15 protein-coding genes and 1 pseudogene are annotated in these 17,462 nt (G+C 58.1%); 5 read left to right on the forward strand and 11 right to left on the reverse strand.

Annotated elements, in window-relative coordinates; genetic code table 11:
• Positions 1-93 precede the first annotated feature (93 nt).
• From DU506_RS02725 to iscB, 4 genes and pseudogenes are all read right to left on the reverse strand, one after another.
• On the reverse strand, positions 94-813 hold the full coding sequence (locus DU506_RS02725; RefSeq protein WP_235825408.1) for a Crp/Fnr family transcriptional regulator: 720 nt from the start codon (positions 811-813) through the stop codon (positions 94-96).
• 326 nt (positions 814-1,139) lie between these two features.
• A pseudogene (locus DU506_RS02730) lies at positions 1,140-1,599 on the reverse strand (zinc ribbon domain-containing protein); the annotation flags it as partial.
• Between the two features lie 56 nt (positions 1,600-1,655).
• Complete coding sequence (locus tag DU506_RS02735) at positions 1,656-2,534, reverse strand: YicC/YloC family endoribonuclease (RefSeq protein WP_114485414.1); 879 nt, start codon at positions 2,532-2,534, stop codon at positions 1,656-1,658.
• Positions 2,535-2,624: 90 nt separating this feature from the next.
• A complete protein-coding gene (gene iscB, locus DU506_RS02740; RefSeq protein WP_114485415.1) occupies positions 2,625-3,995 on the reverse strand; it encodes an RNA-guided endonuclease IscB in 1,371 nt (456 codons plus the stop codon).
• 71 nt (positions 3,996-4,066) lie between these two features.
• Here iscB and DU506_RS22430 point away from each other — a divergent pair, with 71 nt between their 5' ends.
• Positions 4,067-4,189, forward strand: coding sequence for a hypothetical protein (locus DU506_RS22430; protein WP_268877298.1), 123 nt, complete (start codon positions 4,067-4,069; stop codon positions 4,187-4,189).
• Positions 4,190-4,400: 211 nt separating this feature from the next.
• Complete coding sequence (rph, locus tag DU506_RS02745) at positions 4,401-5,138, forward strand: ribonuclease PH (protein ID WP_114485416.1); 738 nt, start codon at positions 4,401-4,403, stop codon at positions 5,136-5,138.
• A gap of 126 nt (positions 5,139-5,264) precedes the next feature.
• On the opposite strand, the gene DU506_RS02750 is transcribed toward rph, so the two are convergent.
• The gene (locus DU506_RS02750; RefSeq protein WP_114485417.1) at positions 5,265-6,032 is read right to left on the reverse strand and encodes an exodeoxyribonuclease III; all 768 of its coding nucleotides are present in this window, start codon (positions 6,030-6,032) and stop codon (positions 5,265-5,267) included.
• Between the two features lie 144 nt (positions 6,033-6,176).
• Between DU506_RS02750 and pyrE the strand changes: the two genes are divergently transcribed.
• The gene (gene pyrE, locus DU506_RS02755) at positions 6,177-6,854 is read left to right on the forward strand and encodes an orotate phosphoribosyltransferase (protein ID WP_114485418.1); all 678 of its coding nucleotides are present in this window, start codon (positions 6,177-6,179) and stop codon (positions 6,852-6,854) included.
• On the opposite strand, the gene DU506_RS02760 is transcribed toward pyrE, so the two are convergent.
• On the reverse strand, positions 6,839-7,318 hold the full coding sequence (locus DU506_RS02760) for a tRNA (cytidine(34)-2'-O)-methyltransferase (protein WP_114485419.1): 480 nt from the start codon (positions 7,316-7,318) through the stop codon (positions 6,839-6,841). The genes pyrE and DU506_RS02760 overlap by 16 nt on opposite strands.
• 74 nt (positions 7,319-7,392) lie before the next feature.
• Between DU506_RS02760 and rep the strand changes: the two genes are divergently transcribed.
• Positions 7,393-9,450 (forward strand): DNA helicase Rep, encoded by a 2,058-nt coding sequence (gene rep / locus DU506_RS02765; RefSeq protein ID WP_114485420.1) that lies wholly within the window; start codon positions 7,393-7,395, stop codon positions 9,448-9,450.
• A gap of 119 nt (positions 9,451-9,569) precedes the next feature.
• On the opposite strand, the gene DU506_RS02770 is transcribed toward rep, so the two are convergent.
• The 5 genes from DU506_RS02770 to DU506_RS02790 all read right to left on the reverse strand — a co-directional run bounded on the left by DU506_RS02770 (position 9,570) and on the right by DU506_RS02790 (position 15,839).
• The gene (locus DU506_RS02770; RefSeq protein ID WP_235825409.1) at positions 9,570-10,409 is read right to left on the reverse strand and encodes a c-type cytochrome; all 840 of its coding nucleotides are present in this window, start codon (positions 10,407-10,409) and stop codon (positions 9,570-9,572) included.
• 189 nt (positions 10,410-10,598) lie between these two features.
• Positions 10,599-12,425 carry a glutamine--fructose-6-phosphate transaminase (isomerizing) gene (glmS, locus tag DU506_RS02775; protein ID WP_114485422.1) on the reverse strand — a complete coding sequence of 609 codons (1,827 nt, stop codon included), beginning with the start codon at positions 12,423-12,425 and terminating at the stop codon, positions 10,599-10,601.
• 85 nt (positions 12,426-12,510) lie between these two features.
• A complete protein-coding gene (gene glmU, locus DU506_RS02780) occupies positions 12,511-13,878 on the reverse strand; it encodes a bifunctional UDP-N-acetylglucosamine diphosphorylase/glucosamine-1-phosphate N-acetyltransferase GlmU (RefSeq protein ID WP_114485423.1) in 1,368 nt (455 codons plus the stop codon).
• 1 nt (position 13,879) lies between these two features.
• Positions 13,880-14,992 carry an FAD:protein FMN transferase gene (locus DU506_RS02785; RefSeq protein WP_114485424.1) on the reverse strand — a complete coding sequence of 371 codons (1,113 nt, stop codon included), beginning with the start codon at positions 14,990-14,992 and terminating at the stop codon, positions 13,880-13,882.
• Positions 14,993-15,038: 46 nt separating this feature from the next.
• Positions 15,039-15,839, reverse strand: coding sequence for an undecaprenyl-diphosphate phosphatase (locus tag DU506_RS02790; protein ID WP_114485425.1), 801 nt, complete (start codon positions 15,837-15,839; stop codon positions 15,039-15,041).
• A 201-nt stretch (positions 15,840-16,040) separates the two neighbouring features.
• Here DU506_RS02790 and DU506_RS02795 point away from each other — a divergent pair, with 201 nt between their 5' ends.
• A complete protein-coding gene (locus DU506_RS02795; protein ID WP_235825410.1) occupies positions 16,041-17,204 on the forward strand; it encodes a cation diffusion facilitator family transporter in 1,164 nt (387 codons plus the stop codon).
• Positions 17,205-17,462: the final 258 nt, after the last annotated feature.

Raw genomic sequence — 17,462 nt, forward strand, 5'->3', positions numbered from 1 at the left:
CATCTCGCCTGGCCTAATGCCAAGCTCTGTTTCAGTACAACAATAGTATGTTTTTTGTGCAATGAAAAATCTTTCAATTCACACCAAAAAAGCTCATCGGGGCAGGTTCTGGCAATGCAGGTAAATCGGGTCGAATTGAGAAAATTGCTTCAATCGCTCCCAGTCGAGAATCGTCAAACGTTTCTTTTCCAGCGACACCAAGCCTTCCTGACGCAATTTTCTAAGAACACGGTTGGTATGTACCGGTGTCAGCCCCATCGACTCGCCGAGTTCCGCCTGGGTCAGTGGAAATTCAAAACTGTGATCTTCAGCGCAGCCGGCAATACGCAAGCGTATCAGCATTTCACAAAAGACATGCGCCAGGCGTGGCCCGGCCGGTCGAGTCCCCATATTGACCAACCATTCTCGCAAAATGGCTTCATCCACTAGGATCGACCAGAAAAGCGCTCGCGCCAGGCGATAATGGTTTTCCATTATGTTGCGCATTTCATCTGCTGGAAACATGATCAGTGTCATTGGAGTAAGCGCACGTATCGAGTGATCCATCACATCAAGGATGGTGATGTGCACATCGCATGGATCTCCCGGGATCAGGTAGGTCATGATGCACACATCACCATTTTTCAGAAGTTTGTAGCGACATGCCCATCCCTTTACTATGAGATAGACGTAATCAGGTCGCTCGCCCTCGTTGATAATGACCTCACCTTTGTCCACATGAAAGCTTCGGGTAGCCGCCTTAACCAGCACCTGTTTTTCTTCGTTGGAGAGAGTCATGTAGTAACTCAGCTTATTAACCAGTGCCTCAATCACTGCCTCTCTCCTCTGTTTGGTTTGGTTTGGTTTGGTTTGGTTTGGTTTGGTTTGGTTTGATTATAGCTACCGCTTATATAGATAAGGTTAGTGTGGCAGGCATGGAGGAAACAAAAAGATGAATTTTTTCAACAAAAAACTGGCCGTGAATAGCTGCTTTTTTGGCATCCTCCCCCACCTTCAACGCTAGCGCGCTTGTGGAAGGGAATTCCCTGGTCGTTACCTCCCAGGTTCCTGCTTCGCTGTCCGTCGCCTCAATGCCTTGGCATTGCCGGTCTTACACAAACTCCACAGGCGTAACTTCCCGAGTGCCCCTCGGTAGTGCTTCAACTCTCGGCACTGGCTAACAGCGCGGTGCCGGCTTGTAGGATGTTGCGGGCGGCATTGACGTCGCGGTCGATGCCTTGGGTGCCGCAGCCGGGGCAGTCCCAGATGCGAACATCAAGCGACAGGGATTCCAGTACAAAGCCGCAGCCATGGCAGCGCTTGCTGCTAGGGTACCAGCGGCCGATCTGGACGAACTGATGCCCCGCCCAGTCTTTGGATACCGTGACGGTGCTGGGGGGCTGACGGAAGCTCGCGGCTCCAGCGGATGTTAATCGGTTCCTTGCACTTGGCCAGCGTGATCTGGCCGTTGCGATACACAAATGCCGAACTGGCAAAGGTGGCGGACTGCCGCTGCTTCTTTGACTTGAATCGCGGGTATCGAGCGCGCTTGGCAAAGAAGTTCTTGAAGGCCGATTGTTGAACGCAAAGCGTCCTCTCGGACGCCGCGCTTGTATCCTCTCCCTTCGCGCTACGCGACTCAGTAAGAGGTATTACGCGCTTTTAGATAAACCGCTTCACTCAATATTTTGAATCTGCTCGCGCATCTGCTCGATCAGCACCTTTAGCTCCACTGCGCAGCGAGTGGTGTCGGCGACCACGGATTTTGACGAGAGGGTGTTGGCTTCGCGGTTGAGTTCCTGCATCAGAAAGTCCAGTCGACGACCCTTGGGGCCCTTCTGGCCAAGTTGATGCTCCACCTCGATGGCATGCGCTTCCAGGCGGTCGAGTTCTTCGTCCACGTCGGCTTTCTGGGCGACCAGTACCAACTCGGCTTCCAGGCGCTGGGGGTCGAGTTCGGTCTTGGCGACGTCCAGGCGTTCCAGCAACTGGGCACGCTGACGCTCGAGAATCTCCGGCAGCAACCGGCGCACGACAACCACTTGCTCACGCACCCCCTTCAGGCGGGCATGAATCATCTCGGCGAGCTTTTCACCTTCGCGGGCACGGGCATCGAGCAATTCGTTAAGTGCCTGGTCGAACAGCGCCTTTGCGGCGGCTTTGATGGCCTCTTGATCAAGATGCTGGCTTTCCATCACCCCGGGCTGGTTTAACAGCTCAAGGGTGGTGGGCGCCACGGCATTCGGCACCTGCGCTTGAACGGCGCTCAGGGCATCAGCCAGCGCCGCCAGCCGCGCTTGGTTGACCGCTGGAGCTTGGGCAGTCTCGGCGGGCTCGAAGCGCAGGCTGCATTCCACCTTGCCCCGCGCCAGGCGAGTACGTAGTGCTTCGCGCAGCGTGGGTTCCAGGTCACGCACGCTTTCGTGAAGACGAAAATGTGGCTCCAGATAGCGCTGATTGACCGAGCGTAGCTCGACTTGCAGAGTGCCCCACGGTGCCGCCTGCTCGGTGCGGGAAAATGCCGTCATGCTGTGTACAGGGAAGGTGTGCTTCATCGTTTTGCGCGGGAAACCCGGTTGCTTTAGCGCCGGGAGGGATAGCGCGTCGTGCGCCGCACGACTCGGGGCTCCCTGTCCGCGCCTCCTTTAGTGTTGAGTCGTGGGTATCTGATGGTAGCCGTAGCCATCACCGCGTTGCAGCAGGGTGCAGTGGCGCCAGGAAATCCCCTGGACCGCGCCTTGTTCTGTCTGAATATTGAAACTGCCGGTCTTGCGAATCGCCACGCGCCCCGTGTGGCTGCCGGTCTTCTTGCCGGCCGGGACAATCGCCCTGACCCTATCGCCGGTCTGAAAGCCCTTCACTTGCTTTTGGCGCATCAGGTAGCCACGCGGACAGCCGAACTTGTCGAGCCGGGTGCGCTGATAACTGCCGCGTCGCATGGCCTTGATGACCTGGGTGGGTACCCGCCAGCCTTTCAGGGTGTCGAACTTGCCGACACAGGCCGCATCCAGCGCATGGGGCTTGGGAATACCCAGGCGCTGACGGTTGTACTTGGTGCGACCGCCGCTGCCCACGGCGACGGATAGACCAGTGGACTTCATTGCACCGAACAGTGCCCAGCGGGTGGCATTGACAGCGGTGGCATCCCGCAGCGGTAATTTGTGCTGGCGCTGGACGCGCTCGAGGCGGACTTCCGCCGACAAGCCATTGGCTTTGAGGCGTTTCTTGAGTCCCTTGTTGGTGGCAAAGAAATCAGCAAGCCACTGGCTGTCCTTGGCCTGGTTGCAGTCGTGACAGGCAATGGTCAGGTTGGCCACCCGGCCAGAGCCGTCCCGAGATTTCGCTACCACATGCTCGATCTCCAGGGGCGTATCACCGGTACCGCAGTAGGCGCATTCCCGGCCCCATTTTTCCAGGAGGTATTCACGCACCTCATAGCCCAGGAGCGTACCTTGTTGATACTCGACCCCGGAAATCTCCGGGTTTTCCATCTTCTGCAGATCGAAACGCACCAGCTCCATGCTCAGGTGAGTCACGGGTGCCCAACGGCACAGCTTGTCCACCCAGGCCATGGTGGTATCGACACGATGCTGCAAGCTGGGAGCCAGCCAGCCCTTCTTGCGCGTGCGGTTATCAAAACGCGGCTGACGATAACGCAGGTTCTTGCTGCGACGCCGACGCCGAAAACCGGCACGTTGCTCCAAGGCTTGGCGAATCTGGAAGCCCCGATGCACCAACTGAAACAGGCAAAGCACATGGCGGGTTGCCGGTGCCTTTTCTTCCGTTGCGTTGTTTTCCAGGCGCATGAGCGCCAGGCCGGTTTCCTTGCTGCCCGGATCGGCAGCCAGCAGGGTTGGCTGCAAGGTGCAGTCACTCAGGCAGCGATCACGCAGGCGGATCATGAAAGGCGTCAGGTTCACCACCACCGCCCGACCACGCTCCAGCAATAGCCGTGCGCGTATTTCGCTACACGGCATTAACGGCTGCTTGTTCTTTCCCAATACGAACACCGCCATGCGATCTCCTTCTTAAATAGAACCCTTACGGGCCTGGTGACGCAGGTCTTCCAACCTGTCTCCCCTCGGGAATGTCTGCAACCGGCTCCTACCTTGCGGTAGCGACCAGAACCTTCGGCGCTTTACCTTTCACCAGCATGATCCTGATCTTCCAGAGCGCCGAACTGAGCGAAGCATTCGGCGGTGGGTCTTGACGACCTATTGCAAACGTAGCGGGTTGGCTACCGCTTTCCCTGGTCAACCGGGCTTGCTGTCACAAGCCTCGTCCTTTAGGGCGAAGTAGTTGACGTGGCTCCTTGTTCGGTCAACGGTTTGCGCCAGTCTATCCGATAAGGCCGGCCCAAGGTGTGTAGAATGGCGCTCCTTTGTTTTCCACTATTCTCCCTGCAAATCATGAGAGGTTCCATGCGCTCTGACGTTGTACGCCCCAGTGGGCGCCAGCCCGACCAGGCTCGTGAAATTACCCTGACCCGCGAATACACCCGCCATGCCGAAGGCTCGGTGCTGGTGGAGTTCGGTGATACCAAAGTGCTGTGCAATGCCAGCGTGGAAGCCGGAGTACCGCGCTGGTTGCGCGGCAAGAACCAGGGGTGGGTAACCGCCGAATACGGCATGCTGCCGCGCGCCACGCACTCCAGAAGCGGGCGTGAAGCCACACGTGGCAAGCAAGGCGGGCGCACCCTGGAAATCCAGCGGCTGATCGGACGCTCGCTGCGTGCAGCGGTGAACCTGAAGAAACTGGGCGAGTTCACCATTACCATCGATTGCGACGTGATCCAGGCCGATGGCGGTACCCGTACCGCGGCGATTACCGGTGGCTGCGTGGCACTGGTGGATGCCCTGCGCTATCTGCAGCGCGAGAAGAAGATCAAGAGCGACCCGTTCAAGCAACTGATCAGCTCGGTCTCCGTGGGTATCTACAAGGGGGTGCCGGTGGTCGATCTCGACTATCCGGAAGACAGCAGCGCGGGTACCGACATGAACGTGGTAATGGCGGAAGACGGCTCGCTGATTGAAGTACAGGGCACTGCCGAGGCGGGCACCTTCACGCGGGCGGAACTCAACGCCATGCTTGACCTGGCCGAGCAGACGGGCAACCAGCTACGCGACCATCAGCGGGAAGCGCTGGGTATTCGCAACTAGAACCACTGCGTCCCCATAATATCCCTGAACCTATAGTGCTGCACGCCGGCTGACAGCCGGCGTGCAAGGCGACGCAAGGTGTTTCGTGCTTTTGCAAGGTTCTGAGTGCAAGCTCTCAATGCAAGCTCAAAGGGTCAGGTCGTACTCGACGATCAGCGGGGCATATTCCGAGAAAGTGGCGTCATAGTCGATCCAGGCATCCACCACATGGCGGCGGAAATTGGGGCCGACCATTTGATAATCGATCCGCCAGCCTTCCTGACGTTCGCGCGGCACTTCCTGATCCAGCTTCGGCCACCAGGTATATTCATCGGCATCGCGATTGATCTCGCGAAAGGTATCGATGAAACCGGTGGGGCCGAGCACCTGATCCATCCAGGCACGCTCTTCCGGTCGAAAGCCTGAGGTCAGCTGGTTATCGGACCAGTTGGCCAGGTCGATGGTCTTGTGAGCCACATGCCAGGTGCCGCAAATAATGTACTCGCGACGTTTCCTGGCCATCTTGCTCAAATATTCCTGGTACTGCTCCATGAACGCCTGCTTGGCTTTTTGATCACTACCGTCGGGCATCAGGAAAGTGGCGATGCTGAAACGGTCGTAATCGGCCTGCAGAAAGCGTCCTTCATGGTCACACTGACCAAATCCCAGGCCGTACATGATGGCCTTGGGTATCTTGCGGCAATACAGTGCCACCCCGGAGAAACCGTCTTCTTCGGCATCCAGAAAGTAACCTTCATAGCCTTCTGGATAGAGAATATAGTCTTCCAGCTCGAAACTCTTGGCCTTGATGTTCTGCACGCAGACCACGTCGGCATCCTGCTGAGCCAGCCAGTCCAGGAAGCCTCGCTCGACGGCGTCACGAATACCATTGACGTTGATACTGGCAATTTTCATAGATCGTCCCTTTTGCGTCGCTGCTGTATGATACCCGACGTTTAGACGTTTGGGTAAACGCCCGCCGCAAAACTTGCCCAGTCTCCAGCCCTTATTATTTCCAGCCCTCCTCATCAGTGAGGACAGCCATCAGTGAGGACAGCCGTGGCCAAGCCGTTACAGCCTTATCAGAGTGAGTTCATCGAGTTCGCCATTGCACAGGGCGTACTCTCATTTGGCGAATTTACCTTGAAATCCGGGCGTGTCAGCCCGTATTTCTTCAATGCCGGCCTGTTTCAGACCGGTTCCGCCCTGGCACGCCTGGGACGCTTTTATGCCCAGGCTATCATCGAGAGCGGCATTCAGGCCGATGTTCTGTTCGGCCCGGCCTACAAGGGCATCCCCCTCGCTGCCACGACGGCGGTCGCCCTGGCCGACCATCACGCCCACGATATGCCTTATGCCTTCAATCGCAAGGAAGCCAAGACCCATGGCGAAGGCGGCAATATCGTCGGCGCACCGCTTGAAGGCGATATCCTGATTATCGACGATGTAATCACCGCCGGTACCGCGATCGGCGAAGTCATGCAACTGATCAAGGCAAGCGGCGCACGCGCGGCCGGGGTGGTGATCGCTCTGGATCGCCAGGAACGCGCTCAGGGCAGCGAAGGCCTTCTTCAGCGTAGCGCCATCCAGGAAGTCGAAGCCACTTATGCCATGCCGGTGGTCAGCATCGTCACCTTGGCGCAGGTGCTGGCTTATCTGGAAAGCCAGGGCGGGAGTGACATGCAACCCCACGCCGAGGCCATTCGCGCTTACCGCGAGCGTTACGGTATCGAGTGATCCATAGCGCCGGCAAACCCTTGCTGGCGCCAGGCTTCATAACTGACGATGGCCACCGCATTGGACAAGTTCAGGCTACGGTTATTGGGCTGCATGGGGATGCGCAGGCGCTGCTGCTCCGGCAGGCTTTGATGCACATGCGCCGGCAACCCGGCGGTTTCCGAGCCGAACAGCAACACATCCCCGGGTTCGAACGTGCAGTCGCTATACGCCCGGGTGCCCTGGGTGGTCAACGCCAGAATCCGCCGCCCGGCCAATGCCCCGATAAAACTCGCATAATCCGCATGACGTGTCACATTGTCGAGGTCACGATAGTCCAGACCGGCACGGCGCAGCTTCTTTTCTTCCAGATCGAAACCCAGGGGTTCAATCAAATGCAAACGGCAGCCATTATTGGCCACCAGACGCATGATGTTGCCGGTATTGGGCGCAACCCGGGGTTCAAACAACGCTATCTCGAACATGCCACTCGCCTGTGTAAATAAGCCCTTGGGCTTTTCGCATTAACCGCCGCCGATTGTAGAGGAAAACCGCCGCCATGACGCCCAGCATCAACCAGCGAATCAAGGCTCTCAATCCCCGCCAGCAACAAGCGGTGCGCTATATCGATGGCCCTTGCCTGGTACTGGCCGGTGCGGGCTCGGGAAAGACCAGCGTGATCACCACCAAGATCGCCTACCTGGTGCAGGAATGCGGCATGAGTGCCCGGCGGATCACCGCGGTAACCTTCACCAACAAGGCCGCTCGAGAAATGAAGGAGCGGGTGGGGCAACTGCTCAAGGGCAAGGAAGGTCACGGACTGACCGTTTCCACCTTCCATACCCTGGGGCTGAATATCATCCGCGGTGAATTGAAGGCGCTGGGCTACAAGCCGGGATTTTCGTTGTTCGACCCTGAAGACGCCAAGGCGCTGCTGCGTGACCTGATGAACAAGGACGCCCAGGTCGACGCTGAACAGATCAACGCCGTACAGCATCAGATTTCCCAGTGGAAGAACGACCTGATATTGCCGACCGACGCCCTTTCGCATGCCGAAGATGACGCCAGCCACTTTGCCGCCCGGGTCTATGAAGCCTATGTGCGGCATCTTAAAGCCTATAACGCCGTGGACTTCGATGATCTGATCCTGCTGCCGGTGGTGTTATTGCAACGCGACCCGGACGCCCTGGCGCGCTGGCGACGCAAGATTCATTACATGCTGGTCGACGAGTATCAGGACACCAATGTCTCGCAGTACCTGCTGGTCAAGCTGCTGATGGCCGAGCGTTCGACCTTCACCGTGGTGGGCGATGACGACCAGTCGATCTACGCCTGGCGCGGCGCCCGCCCGGAGAACCTGGTCACCCTGGGCGAAGACTTTCCCGGCTTGAAGCTGATCAAGCTGGAGCAGAACTACCGTTCCACCGGCACCATCTTGCGTGCGGCCAACACCTTGATTGCCAACAACCCCCACGTCTACGAGAAAACCCTGTGGTCGGACATGGGCCAAGGAGCGGCGATTCGGGTGGTGGTCAGCCGCCACGAGGAGGCCGAAGCCGAACGCGTCGCCGGGGAAATACTCACCCGACGCATCAAGGAACGCGCCGAATGGCGTGATTTTGCGGTGCTTTACCGCGGCAATTTTCAGGCACGGCTTCTGGAGCTGAAACTGCAGCATTACCAGATTCCCTACAAGCTCTCCGGCGGCACCTCCTTCTTCTCTCGGGGTGAGATCAAGGACGCCATGGCGTACCTGCGCCTTCTGATCAACCCGGCGGACGATAACGCCTTTTTGCGCATCGTCAATGTGCCACGTCGCGAGATCGGCCCCGGTACCCTGGAAAAGCTCGCCAACTATGCCACCGAACGGGGTGGCTCGCTGTTTGCCGCCTGTCATGAGCTGGGTCTCGAACAGCAACTACCCCAGCGGGCGGTGGAACGCCTGGGGCGCTTCACCCACTTTATCGACGGCGTGCGCAAGCGCATGGATAAGGGCGACGCCATCGCCGCCATACGCGACATGCTGCGCGACATGGACTACGAAGCCTGGCTGCACCAGAACGCCAGCGCCCCCACCGTGGCTGAACGCCGCATGGCCAATGTATGGATTCTGATCGACCAGCTGGAAAAATCCATGCAACGCGACCCCGAAGATATCAGCGCCAGCGAAGACACGGAAACCGAGGGTGTGGAAGCCGCCATCTCGCGGCTGGTGTTGCGCGACATTCTCGAACAACAGGCCGAGGAAGACGATTCCGACCGCGTTCAGCTACTCACCATGCATGCCTCCAAGGGGCTGGAATTTCCGCATGTCTATCTGATGGGGCTGGAAGAGGATTTGCTTCCCCACCGCAATGCCGTCGAAGCAGGCACCGTGGAAGAGGAGCGCCGCCTGGCGTATGTGGGTATCACCCGTGCCCGACGCACTCTGACCTTGACGCTCGCTCGCCAGCGCAAGACCTATGGAGAGCTGATGGACTGCGCGCCCAGCCGCTTTCTCGAAGAACTGCCGGCGGATGACCTGGAATGGGAAGGACGTCTCGATAAAGAAGACCCAGAGAAAAAACAGGCGCGGGGAAAGGATGCCATTGCCGGACTACGCTCGTTATTGGGGTGACGGCATCGGTTTAAAAAAGGTCACAAACCACAATGGGGTGCCCTGAAAAGGACACCCCATTGTGGTTCAGACGCCTGGATAAGACGCTTTGGCTAGATCACCGCGCTGTCAGGTGCGTCTTATTGTGCTTCAGCCATCATATAATCAACGATCGCCTGCACTTCTTCATCCGCCAGGTTGGGATTACCCCCCTTGGCCGGCATCGCATTGAAGCCGTTAATCGCATGGTCATAGAGTGTGGCAGACCCTTTTTCCAGACGTGCCGCCCAAGCATCGGCATCACCCAAAATCGGGGCTCCGGCCACGCCATTGTCATGGCAGACGTTACAGCCACTGCTGGCATACAACAGCTCGCCATCCAGGCCGTTATCTTTTTCTGCGTGTACCGCTTCAGGTTCAACTTCAGCCTCTTCAACCCCTTCCTCATCGACCAGGGTAACGTCAGTCGTCGCTTCTTCTTCCGCCATCACTTCTTCGACGGCCTCACTTTCCTCGGGCACGTCCATTACCGGTTCCACCAGGTAAGCAACGGCGGCCCGCATTTCTTCATCGGAAAGGTTGGGATTGCCCCCACGCGGCGGCATGGCGCCGATACCGTTGATAGAGTGTTCGAGCAAGGTGGCGAAACCTTGAGCTTTTCGGTCCATCCAGGCTTCTTCAACGCCACGAATCGGCGCGCCGGCGGCACCGGTTTCGTGACACGCCATGCAGACATTGTTGTAGATGCCGGCACCGTCGATTTCATCTCCACCGCCGCTAGCGGCTTGAGCCGGCGCGGAAGCTGTGCCGCAATCTTGCCCTTCGACACATACTTCGCCTACCGGTTTGAGCCGCTCGGCAATTGCCTCACGATTCACTTCCGCCTGCGCGGTAGAGATCCCCGCGACGAAGCCCAACGCCGCCAGACCGCTCATTATCAGCTTGAATTCCACTCTCATCACCTCTTGAGTTTTTCTCATCAAATTGCGCGCGTGGCGGCGCCGTAATCGGCAGTGTCTGACCGAGACGCCATGACGTGCAAAGTCGGTAGTATACCGACAACGCAAACCGCTGGAAAATGCCCACTAAGGTCTCTTACGTCGCAAGGCGCCAATCTTCGGCAAATAGTTGCAGCAGGCCAGCTAAATACACGAATCCTTATCTTACTCCTATTCCACCGTCACACTTTTCGCCAGGTTGCGCGGCTGGTCCACATCGGTGCCCTTGAGTACCGCCACATGGTAGCTGAGTAGCTGCAGCGGCAGGGTGTAGAGCAGCGGAGCCAGGGCTTCATGCACATAGGGTAATGTCAGCACCTGAACCTCGGGCTCTTCGGTCATGCCGACGCTTTCATCGGCAAAGACGTACAAGAGCCCGCCCCGGGCACGCACTTCCTGGAGGTTGGATTTTAGCTTTTCCAGCAGGTCATCGTTGGGTGCCACGGCAATCACCGGCATTTCGCTGTCGACCAGCGCCAGGGGGCCGTGCTTGAGCTCACCGGCGGGATAGGCTTCAGCGTGAATGTAGGAAATTTCCTTGAGCTTGAGTGCGCCTTCCAAGGCGATGGGGAAATGCGCGCCACGTCCCAGAAACAAGGCATGGTGCTTTTCGGCAAAGGATTGGGCGAGGCTTTCTATCGCCGGGTCCAGTGCCAGTACCTCTTGGCATAGCTTTGGCAGGCCGCGAAGGGCGGTAATGATCTCGCGGTCAACCTTGCCTCCCTGTGCCCGGGCGATGGCCAGGGTCAGCAGCATCAGGGCCACCAGTTGCGTGGTGAATGCCTTGGTCGAGGCGACCCCGATTTCCGGCCCGGCGCGAGTCATCAGGCAAAGATCGGATTCGCGTACCAGCGAGCTTCCCGGCACGTTGCAGATCGCCAGGCTGCCCACGTAACCGCGCGTCTTGGCAAAACGCAGCGCGGCCAGGGTATCGGCGGTTTCACCGGACTGGGAGAGCGTGACGAATAGCGTACCTTCGGGTACCACCACCTGACGATAGCGATATTCGGAGGCCACTTCCACCTGCACCGGCACGCCGGCGTAGCGCTCCAGCCAGTAGCGTGCCACCAGGCCCGCATGGTAGCTGGTGCCGCAGGCGACGATATGAATTTGCTTGAGCGTCTGGAAATGCGCCACAGCTTCGGGACCGAAGCTTTCCACCAGCACCCCCTCATCACTCAAGCGGCCTTCCAGGGCGGCGGCTATCACCTCCGGCTGCTCGAAAATTTCCTTGAGCATGTAGTGGCGGTAGTCACCCTTGCTGGCCGCACCATCGCCGTGTTCAAACGTATGCACCGGGCGCTCGACGACGTTACCCCGGCTATCGAACAGGGAAATTTTTCCACCTTCACGCAGCTCCACCACATCGCCTTCTTCCAGGTAGATAAAGCGGTCGGTGACCTGCAGCAGCGCCAAGGGGTCGGAGGCTAGAAAAGCCTCGTCGATTCCCACCCCCACCACCAAGGGGCTGCCTTGGCGTGCCCCCACCACCACGCTGGGGTCGCGGGTGCTCATCACGCCCAGCGCATAGGCCCCTTTCAGGGTCGCCAGGCACTGCTGCACGGCGGCCAAAAGTGACATGCCTTGCTGCTGCGTGTCGGCCAGAAGATGCGCCAACACTTCAGTATCGGTTTCCGAGGTGAAGAGGTAACCCTTGTCGCGTAGCGATTGTTTGAGCGATTGGTAATTTTCGATGATGCCGTTGTGCACCACGGCAATCCGCTCACTGGACTGATGCGGATGGGCGTTGGCTTCACTGGGGCGACCATGGGTGGCCCAGCGCGTATGGGCAATGCCGCAGGTACCCGGCAGGGCCTGTTCGGTAAGGCAGGCTTCAAGCATCGCCACCTTGCCTTGAGCCCGATGGCGAGTCAGCTGATTGTCATGCAGTACGGTCATGCCGGCGGAATCGTATCCACGGTATTCCAGGCGTTTCAGACCTTCCAGCAAGATGCCTTGTACATTGCGTTGCGCCACGGCTGCGACGATGCCACACATACCCTTCTCCTTGTTCAGTGAGCATTAACGGGCAGTGAGCCCTGTTTAGCTAACCATCTGCTCTTGATATACCGACCCTGAAATATCAGAGTTCTTCCTTGCTTGGGCGTGGCCAATCAGGCTTGTTGATCTGGCGGCCACGGGTTACGGCCAAGGAGTGGTCGGCGACATCCTTGGCAATGGTGGAACCCGCGCCTATGGTCGCGCCTCGGCCGATGCTCACCGGTGCCACCAGCGCGGTGTTGGAGCCGATAAAGGCACCGTCACCCATCCAGGTATGATGCTTGTTGGCGCCATCGTAATTGCAGGTAATGGTACCTGCGCCGACATTGACCTCTCGCCCCAGACTGGCGTCACCCACATAACTCAAGTGATTGATCTTGCTTCCTTCTCCCACATCGGCATTCTTGGTTTCGACGAAATTGCCGACCTTTGCCTTGACCGCCAGGCGCGTGCCGGGGCGCAGCCGGGCAAAGGGCCCGATCTGATTGAGCCCCGCCGCCACGGCGCCATCAATCACACTATGGGCCTCGATCACACTTTCAGCGCCCAGAGTACTGTTGCGGATCATGCAGTAAGGGCCGATACGCACGCCCTCTCCCAGCTCCACCTCGCCTTCGAAGACACAGCCGATATCGATCTCGACATCATGACCGCAGGTCAGCTTGCCGCGTACATCCAGCCGCGCCGGATCGGCCAGCGCCACGCCTTGCTCCATCAAGGTTTCAGCCACCCCGAGTTGATAGGCCCGTTCCAGGCGCGCCATCTGGGCACGGTTGTTGACCCCCTCCACTTCCACTGCCGTTGCCGGCTGGGCGGTGGCCACCTTGACGCCATCAGCGGCGGCCATGGCAATCACATCGGTCAGGTAATATTCCCCCTGTGCATTCTCGGCGGAAAGCCGCGGCAACCAGCGCTTGAGCTGCTTGGCAGTCATGGCCATGATGCCGGTATTGCACTCCTTCACTGCGCGCTCGTTTTCCGAGGCATCCTTGTGCTCGACGATCGCCACCGCCTCGCCTTCGGCATTACGCAAGATTCGCCCGTAGCCGGAGGAGTCTGGCAAGGTGACCGTCAACAGCCCCATATGCTGTTCATCGACTTGATCCAGCAACGCCGCCAGGGTGTCGCGGCGAATCAAGGGCACATCCCCGTAGAGCACCAACACCTTGCCGCTCCCCAGGCCATCGAGCGCCTGCGCCACGGCATGGCCGGTGCCTTTCTGTTCCGCTTGCAGCACGAAGCGAGCCTGAGTGTCGGCCAAGGCTTCACGAAGTTGCTCGGCGCCGTGGCCGATCACCACGTGCAAGCGCTCAGGGGTCAGCTTGTCGGCAGTGTCCAATACATGGCGCACCATCGGTTTTCCCGCCAGGCTATGCAGCACCTTGGGACGATTGGAGCGCATCCGTGTGCCCTTTCCCGCTGCCAGTATCACCACATCGAGTTCGTGCATGTTACTCCTCATTATCAGTGCCGAGTGGCTCAGCGTCGCCATGCACGATTTCCAGTTCATCGAGCAATTCAGCCCCGAAGTGGTCGGCAAAGGCAGGGCTGGCCACACTTTTCCAATCATTCTCGTCGCGTATCAGCATCAATACCTTGAGCTTCTGTTCCTGTGCCAGCGCCATGCCCTCTTTCTCTCCCAATACCATCAAGGCCGTGGCCCAGGCGTCCGCCCAGGCATTGGAGGGATGCACCACCGACACCGAGGCCAGTTGATGGTCGATCGGTTTTCCGGTACGTGGGTCGATAGTGTGTGAAAAACGCCGACCGTCTTGTTCAAAGTAGTTGCGATAGTCGCCCGACGTCGCCACCGAGACCTCGTGCAGCGGTAAAACATGCTGGGCTTGCTGTCGTCCGTCTTCGGGTACTTCTATACCGATTCGCCAAGGTGTCTGTTGCTGATGGTCGCGATAGCCACGCACAGCCAGCTCGCCCCCGATGTTGATCAGGTAATGCTCGATATCCTGGTTATCCAGGTACGCTGCGGCCCGGTCGGTACCGTGCCCTTTGGCGACGGCGGAAAGATCGATGAACACATCCCGGGTACGCCGTGCCTGCATGTTCTGGGTATCGACGTCTAGGGCGTCATAGCCGACTTCCTCCAGCCGCTGCTGCAACACGGCTTCGTCAGGCGTCTTGCTTGGGCGCGCTTCAGGACCGAAACTCCACAAGTTGACCAAGCCCCCAACAGTGACATCAAAGGCGCCTTGGCTGGCTTCGGCAACCGTCTGGCTGATCGCCATAACATCAATCAGTTCATTGGAGAGCGGTTGCCATTCATTCAGCGGCGCCCGGCTGAAAATGACCAGTTCGGAATCATCACGGTAGGTGGACATGGCCTGATCCACGCGCTCCAGTTCCTCCACCAAGCCTGTCTCGAGCTCGCGGGCCTGGCCTTGTGTCAAAGGGTCAACGACGGTCAGCTGATAAAAGCTACCGAAAATACTCCCTTCCAGACGTACCGGTGATTCCAGCGGCCGGTCGTTTTCCGAACAACCGGTAAGCGCGATCAACACCACGCCGAGACACCCTGCCAGTAACGTCCGAAGCCCATCGTGCTTCATTATATTTACCTTGCCCTTAGAAATGAAAAATTCAGAAATGAAAAATTCAGAAATGAAAGAACCAAAGCAACCAGATCCCGAATACCACGCGATAGACCACGAAAGGCTGCATACCGACTTTCTTGATCAGCACCAGAAAGTAATGAATACACAGATAGGCGCTAAGCCCGGATAATAGCGTACCCCAAATCATCGCGGGCCAATCGATCAGCTGGGGTTGGCGAAACAAGCCTACCGTCTCCAAACCACCAGCCAACACGATCACCGGAATCGACATCAGAAACGAGAAGCGTGCGGCACCTTCCCGGCTCATCCCCAACATTAGCGCAGCGGTAATGGTAATGCCTGAGCGTGAGGTTCCGGGAATCAAGGCCAATACCTGGGCACCCCCGATCCACACGGCATCTTTCCACCCCAGCTGGTATTCCGTCCGCGTTCCTCGCTTACGAAAATCGGCATAGCCCAACAACAGGCCGAAGCCGATCAGACTGATGCCGATAATCAGCGTGGCGCGCATGCTCGAGGAAATCAGGTCATGAAACACCAGCCCGACGACACACACCGGTAGAGTGGCCAAGGCCACCCAGAACCCCAGCCGGGCATCTTCGTCCACGCCCTTGCCGCTCACCGCAGCCAGGCTGCTTTGCAGCACGCGCCATAATTCATGACGAAAATACACCACCACCGCCGTGAGACTGCCGATATGCAGCGCGACATCAAACGCTAGCCCTTGATCATCCCAAGGCGTCAGTTCCGGCACCAGAATCAAGTGAGCGGAACTGGAAACAGGCAGGAACTCGGTGAGCCCTTGAATCACCGCCAAGACAACAATCTGAAGCCAATCCATAAACCTTCCCGAAGTAAACTGTCTGTAGAAAAGAAACGCTGACTAATCACATTATGTAACGCAAACAATCCAAAAGGATACACTTACCTGGCTGATTTGTCCGTGGGCTTTGATCGTACATTGCCTGGAGTAGCGATGTGAACGACGAAGCCTTAATATCGTTAATCGAAATTTCTTGCGACGTTGGTAATGAGTCACTCCATGGCACCACAGAACCAAAACACCCACGAGGCCAAGCGGGTTACCTATATCGGTGCCTGGCTGGACGGCTTGCTGAGTATTGTCAAAGTTGCGGTGGGCTTTCTTGTTGGCTCGGCGGCACTGATCGCCGATGGCATCCATTCCCTTTCAGACCTGGTGACCGATGGTTTTGTCCTGGCGGCTATTCACTACGGGCGTCAGGAGCCTGACAAGGACCACCATTACGGTCACGGCCGGATCGAGACCTTGGCGACCCTGCTGCTCGGCAGCGTACTGATCTTCGTCGCCGGGGGTATTGCCTGGTCGAGCCTGAATCGTCTGCTCAGCGGCACCGAGGTCAACGCACCCGGGATTATCGCCATTGGTATTACGCTCATCGCCCTGCTCAGCAAAGAATGGATCTTTCGCTATACCATGCGCGTTGCCAAACGCGTGCAGTCCAGGCTTTTGGAAGCCAATGCCTGGCACTCGCGCAGCGATGCCCTCTCTACCGCCGTTGTCCTGGTGGCGTTGATTGGCGCGCAGTTTGGCTTGGGCTGGTTGGATGCGGTTGCCGCGATTATCGTGGGTCTGCTGGTGGGCAAGGTGGGGTGGGACCTGTTGTGGGAGTCCGCCCGGGAACTGGTGGATACCGCCTTGCCCGAAGATGCGCAACACAAGATGCATGAAGTTGCTGAAAGCGTGCCGGGCGTTGAAAACGTGCATGACCTGAGAACGCGCCAATCGGCAGGCTGGGCCATGGTCGATCTGCATGTCGTGGTAGGCTCGCGCATCAGTGTTTCGGAGGCTCATGAGATCGGCAATGAAGTCAGCCGGCGCCTGAGGCGTACCTACCCGGCACTGACCGATGTGACCTTTCACATCGACCCCGAAGACGACCAAGGCGAGGGCGATCCCAGCCGTTTTCCCGGCTTGCCGCTGCGCCCCGAGGTGGAAGCTGCCTTGGACCAACGCTGGTCGGATTTACCCATCTGGCATACTCTCACCGAGCTGCAGCTGCATTACCTGAATGACAAGGTCTCGGTTTCATTGATTATTGATGATGCGGTGAACCAGCCTCCACAATGCCTTGCCAGCCAGCTAAAAGCGCTCGCTAGCGATATCGAATGGTTAGACGACGTGGAGATACTGTTTATTACTCGCGCTGCAAGCAATGCGCTTTGATACCAAGCGATTAACTGGGTGGCTGGGACAATGGCAGCCGCCTCCCTGGCACGCTTTGTTACTGCGTACCGTACTCTACAGTGGCCTATGGTGGGTTCTTACGGAAGGCAAGGGAAGTGGATGGATAGGTATTGCATGAGCTATGGTGACTTCTGGTGTATGGGAGGAAGTAGGAAGGGTGGCGTATCCTGTTGATTGATCACGACCAAGATCTCAACCAACAAGAGTGGATACGCCATGACCGATTCTACCCTCCAA

Source organism: Vreelandella rituensis (assembly GCF_003336665.1).
Taxonomy (GTDB): domain Bacteria; phylum Pseudomonadota; class Gammaproteobacteria; order Pseudomonadales; family Halomonadaceae; genus Vreelandella; species Vreelandella rituensis.

Bases quoted from the DNA above. Each gene is read 5' to 3' on its own strand.
- DU506_RS02735 (WP_114485414.1), bottom strand. From the start codon at position 2,534: ATGAAGCACACCTTCCCTGTACACAGCATGACGGCATTTTCCCGCACC.
- iscB (WP_114485415.1), bottom strand. From the start codon at position 3,995: ATGGCGGTGTTCGTATTGGGAAAGAACAAGCAGCCGTTAATGCCGTGT.
- DU506_RS22430 (WP_268877298.1), top strand. From the start codon at position 4,067: ATGTCTGCAACCGGCTCCTACCTTGCGGTAGCGACCAGAACCTTCGGC.
- rph (WP_114485416.1), top strand. From the start codon at position 4,401: ATGCGCTCTGACGTTGTACGCCCCAGTGGGCGCCAGCCCGACCAGGCT.
- DU506_RS02750 (WP_114485417.1), bottom strand. From the start codon at position 6,032: ATGAAAATTGCCAGTATCAACGTCAATGGTATTCGTGACGCCGTCGAG.
- DU506_RS02760 (WP_114485419.1), bottom strand. From the start codon at position 7,318: ATGTTCGAGATAGCGTTGTTTGAACCCCGGGTTGCGCCCAATACCGGC.
- rep (WP_114485420.1), top strand. From the start codon at position 7,393: ATGACGCCCAGCATCAACCAGCGAATCAAGGCTCTCAATCCCCGCCAG.
- DU506_RS02770 (WP_235825409.1), bottom strand. From the start codon at position 10,409: ATGAGAAAAACTCAAGAGGTGATGAGAGTGGAATTCAAGCTGATAATG.
- glmS (WP_114485422.1), bottom strand. From the start codon at position 12,425: ATGTGTGGCATCGTCGCAGCCGTGGCGCAACGCAATGTACAAGGCATC.
- glmU (WP_114485423.1), bottom strand. From the start codon at position 13,878: ATGCACGAACTCGATGTGGTGATACTGGCAGCGGGAAAGGGCACACGG.
- DU506_RS02785 (WP_114485424.1), bottom strand. From the start codon at position 14,992: ATGAAGCACGATGGGCTTCGGACGTTACTGGCAGGGTGTCTCGGCGTG.
- DU506_RS02790 (WP_114485425.1), bottom strand. From the start codon at position 15,839: ATGGATTGGCTTCAGATTGTTGTCTTGGCGGTGATTCAAGGGCTCACC.
- DU506_RS02795 (WP_235825410.1), top strand. From the start codon at position 16,041: ATGGCACCACAGAACCAAAACACCCACGAGGCCAAGCGGGTTACCTAT.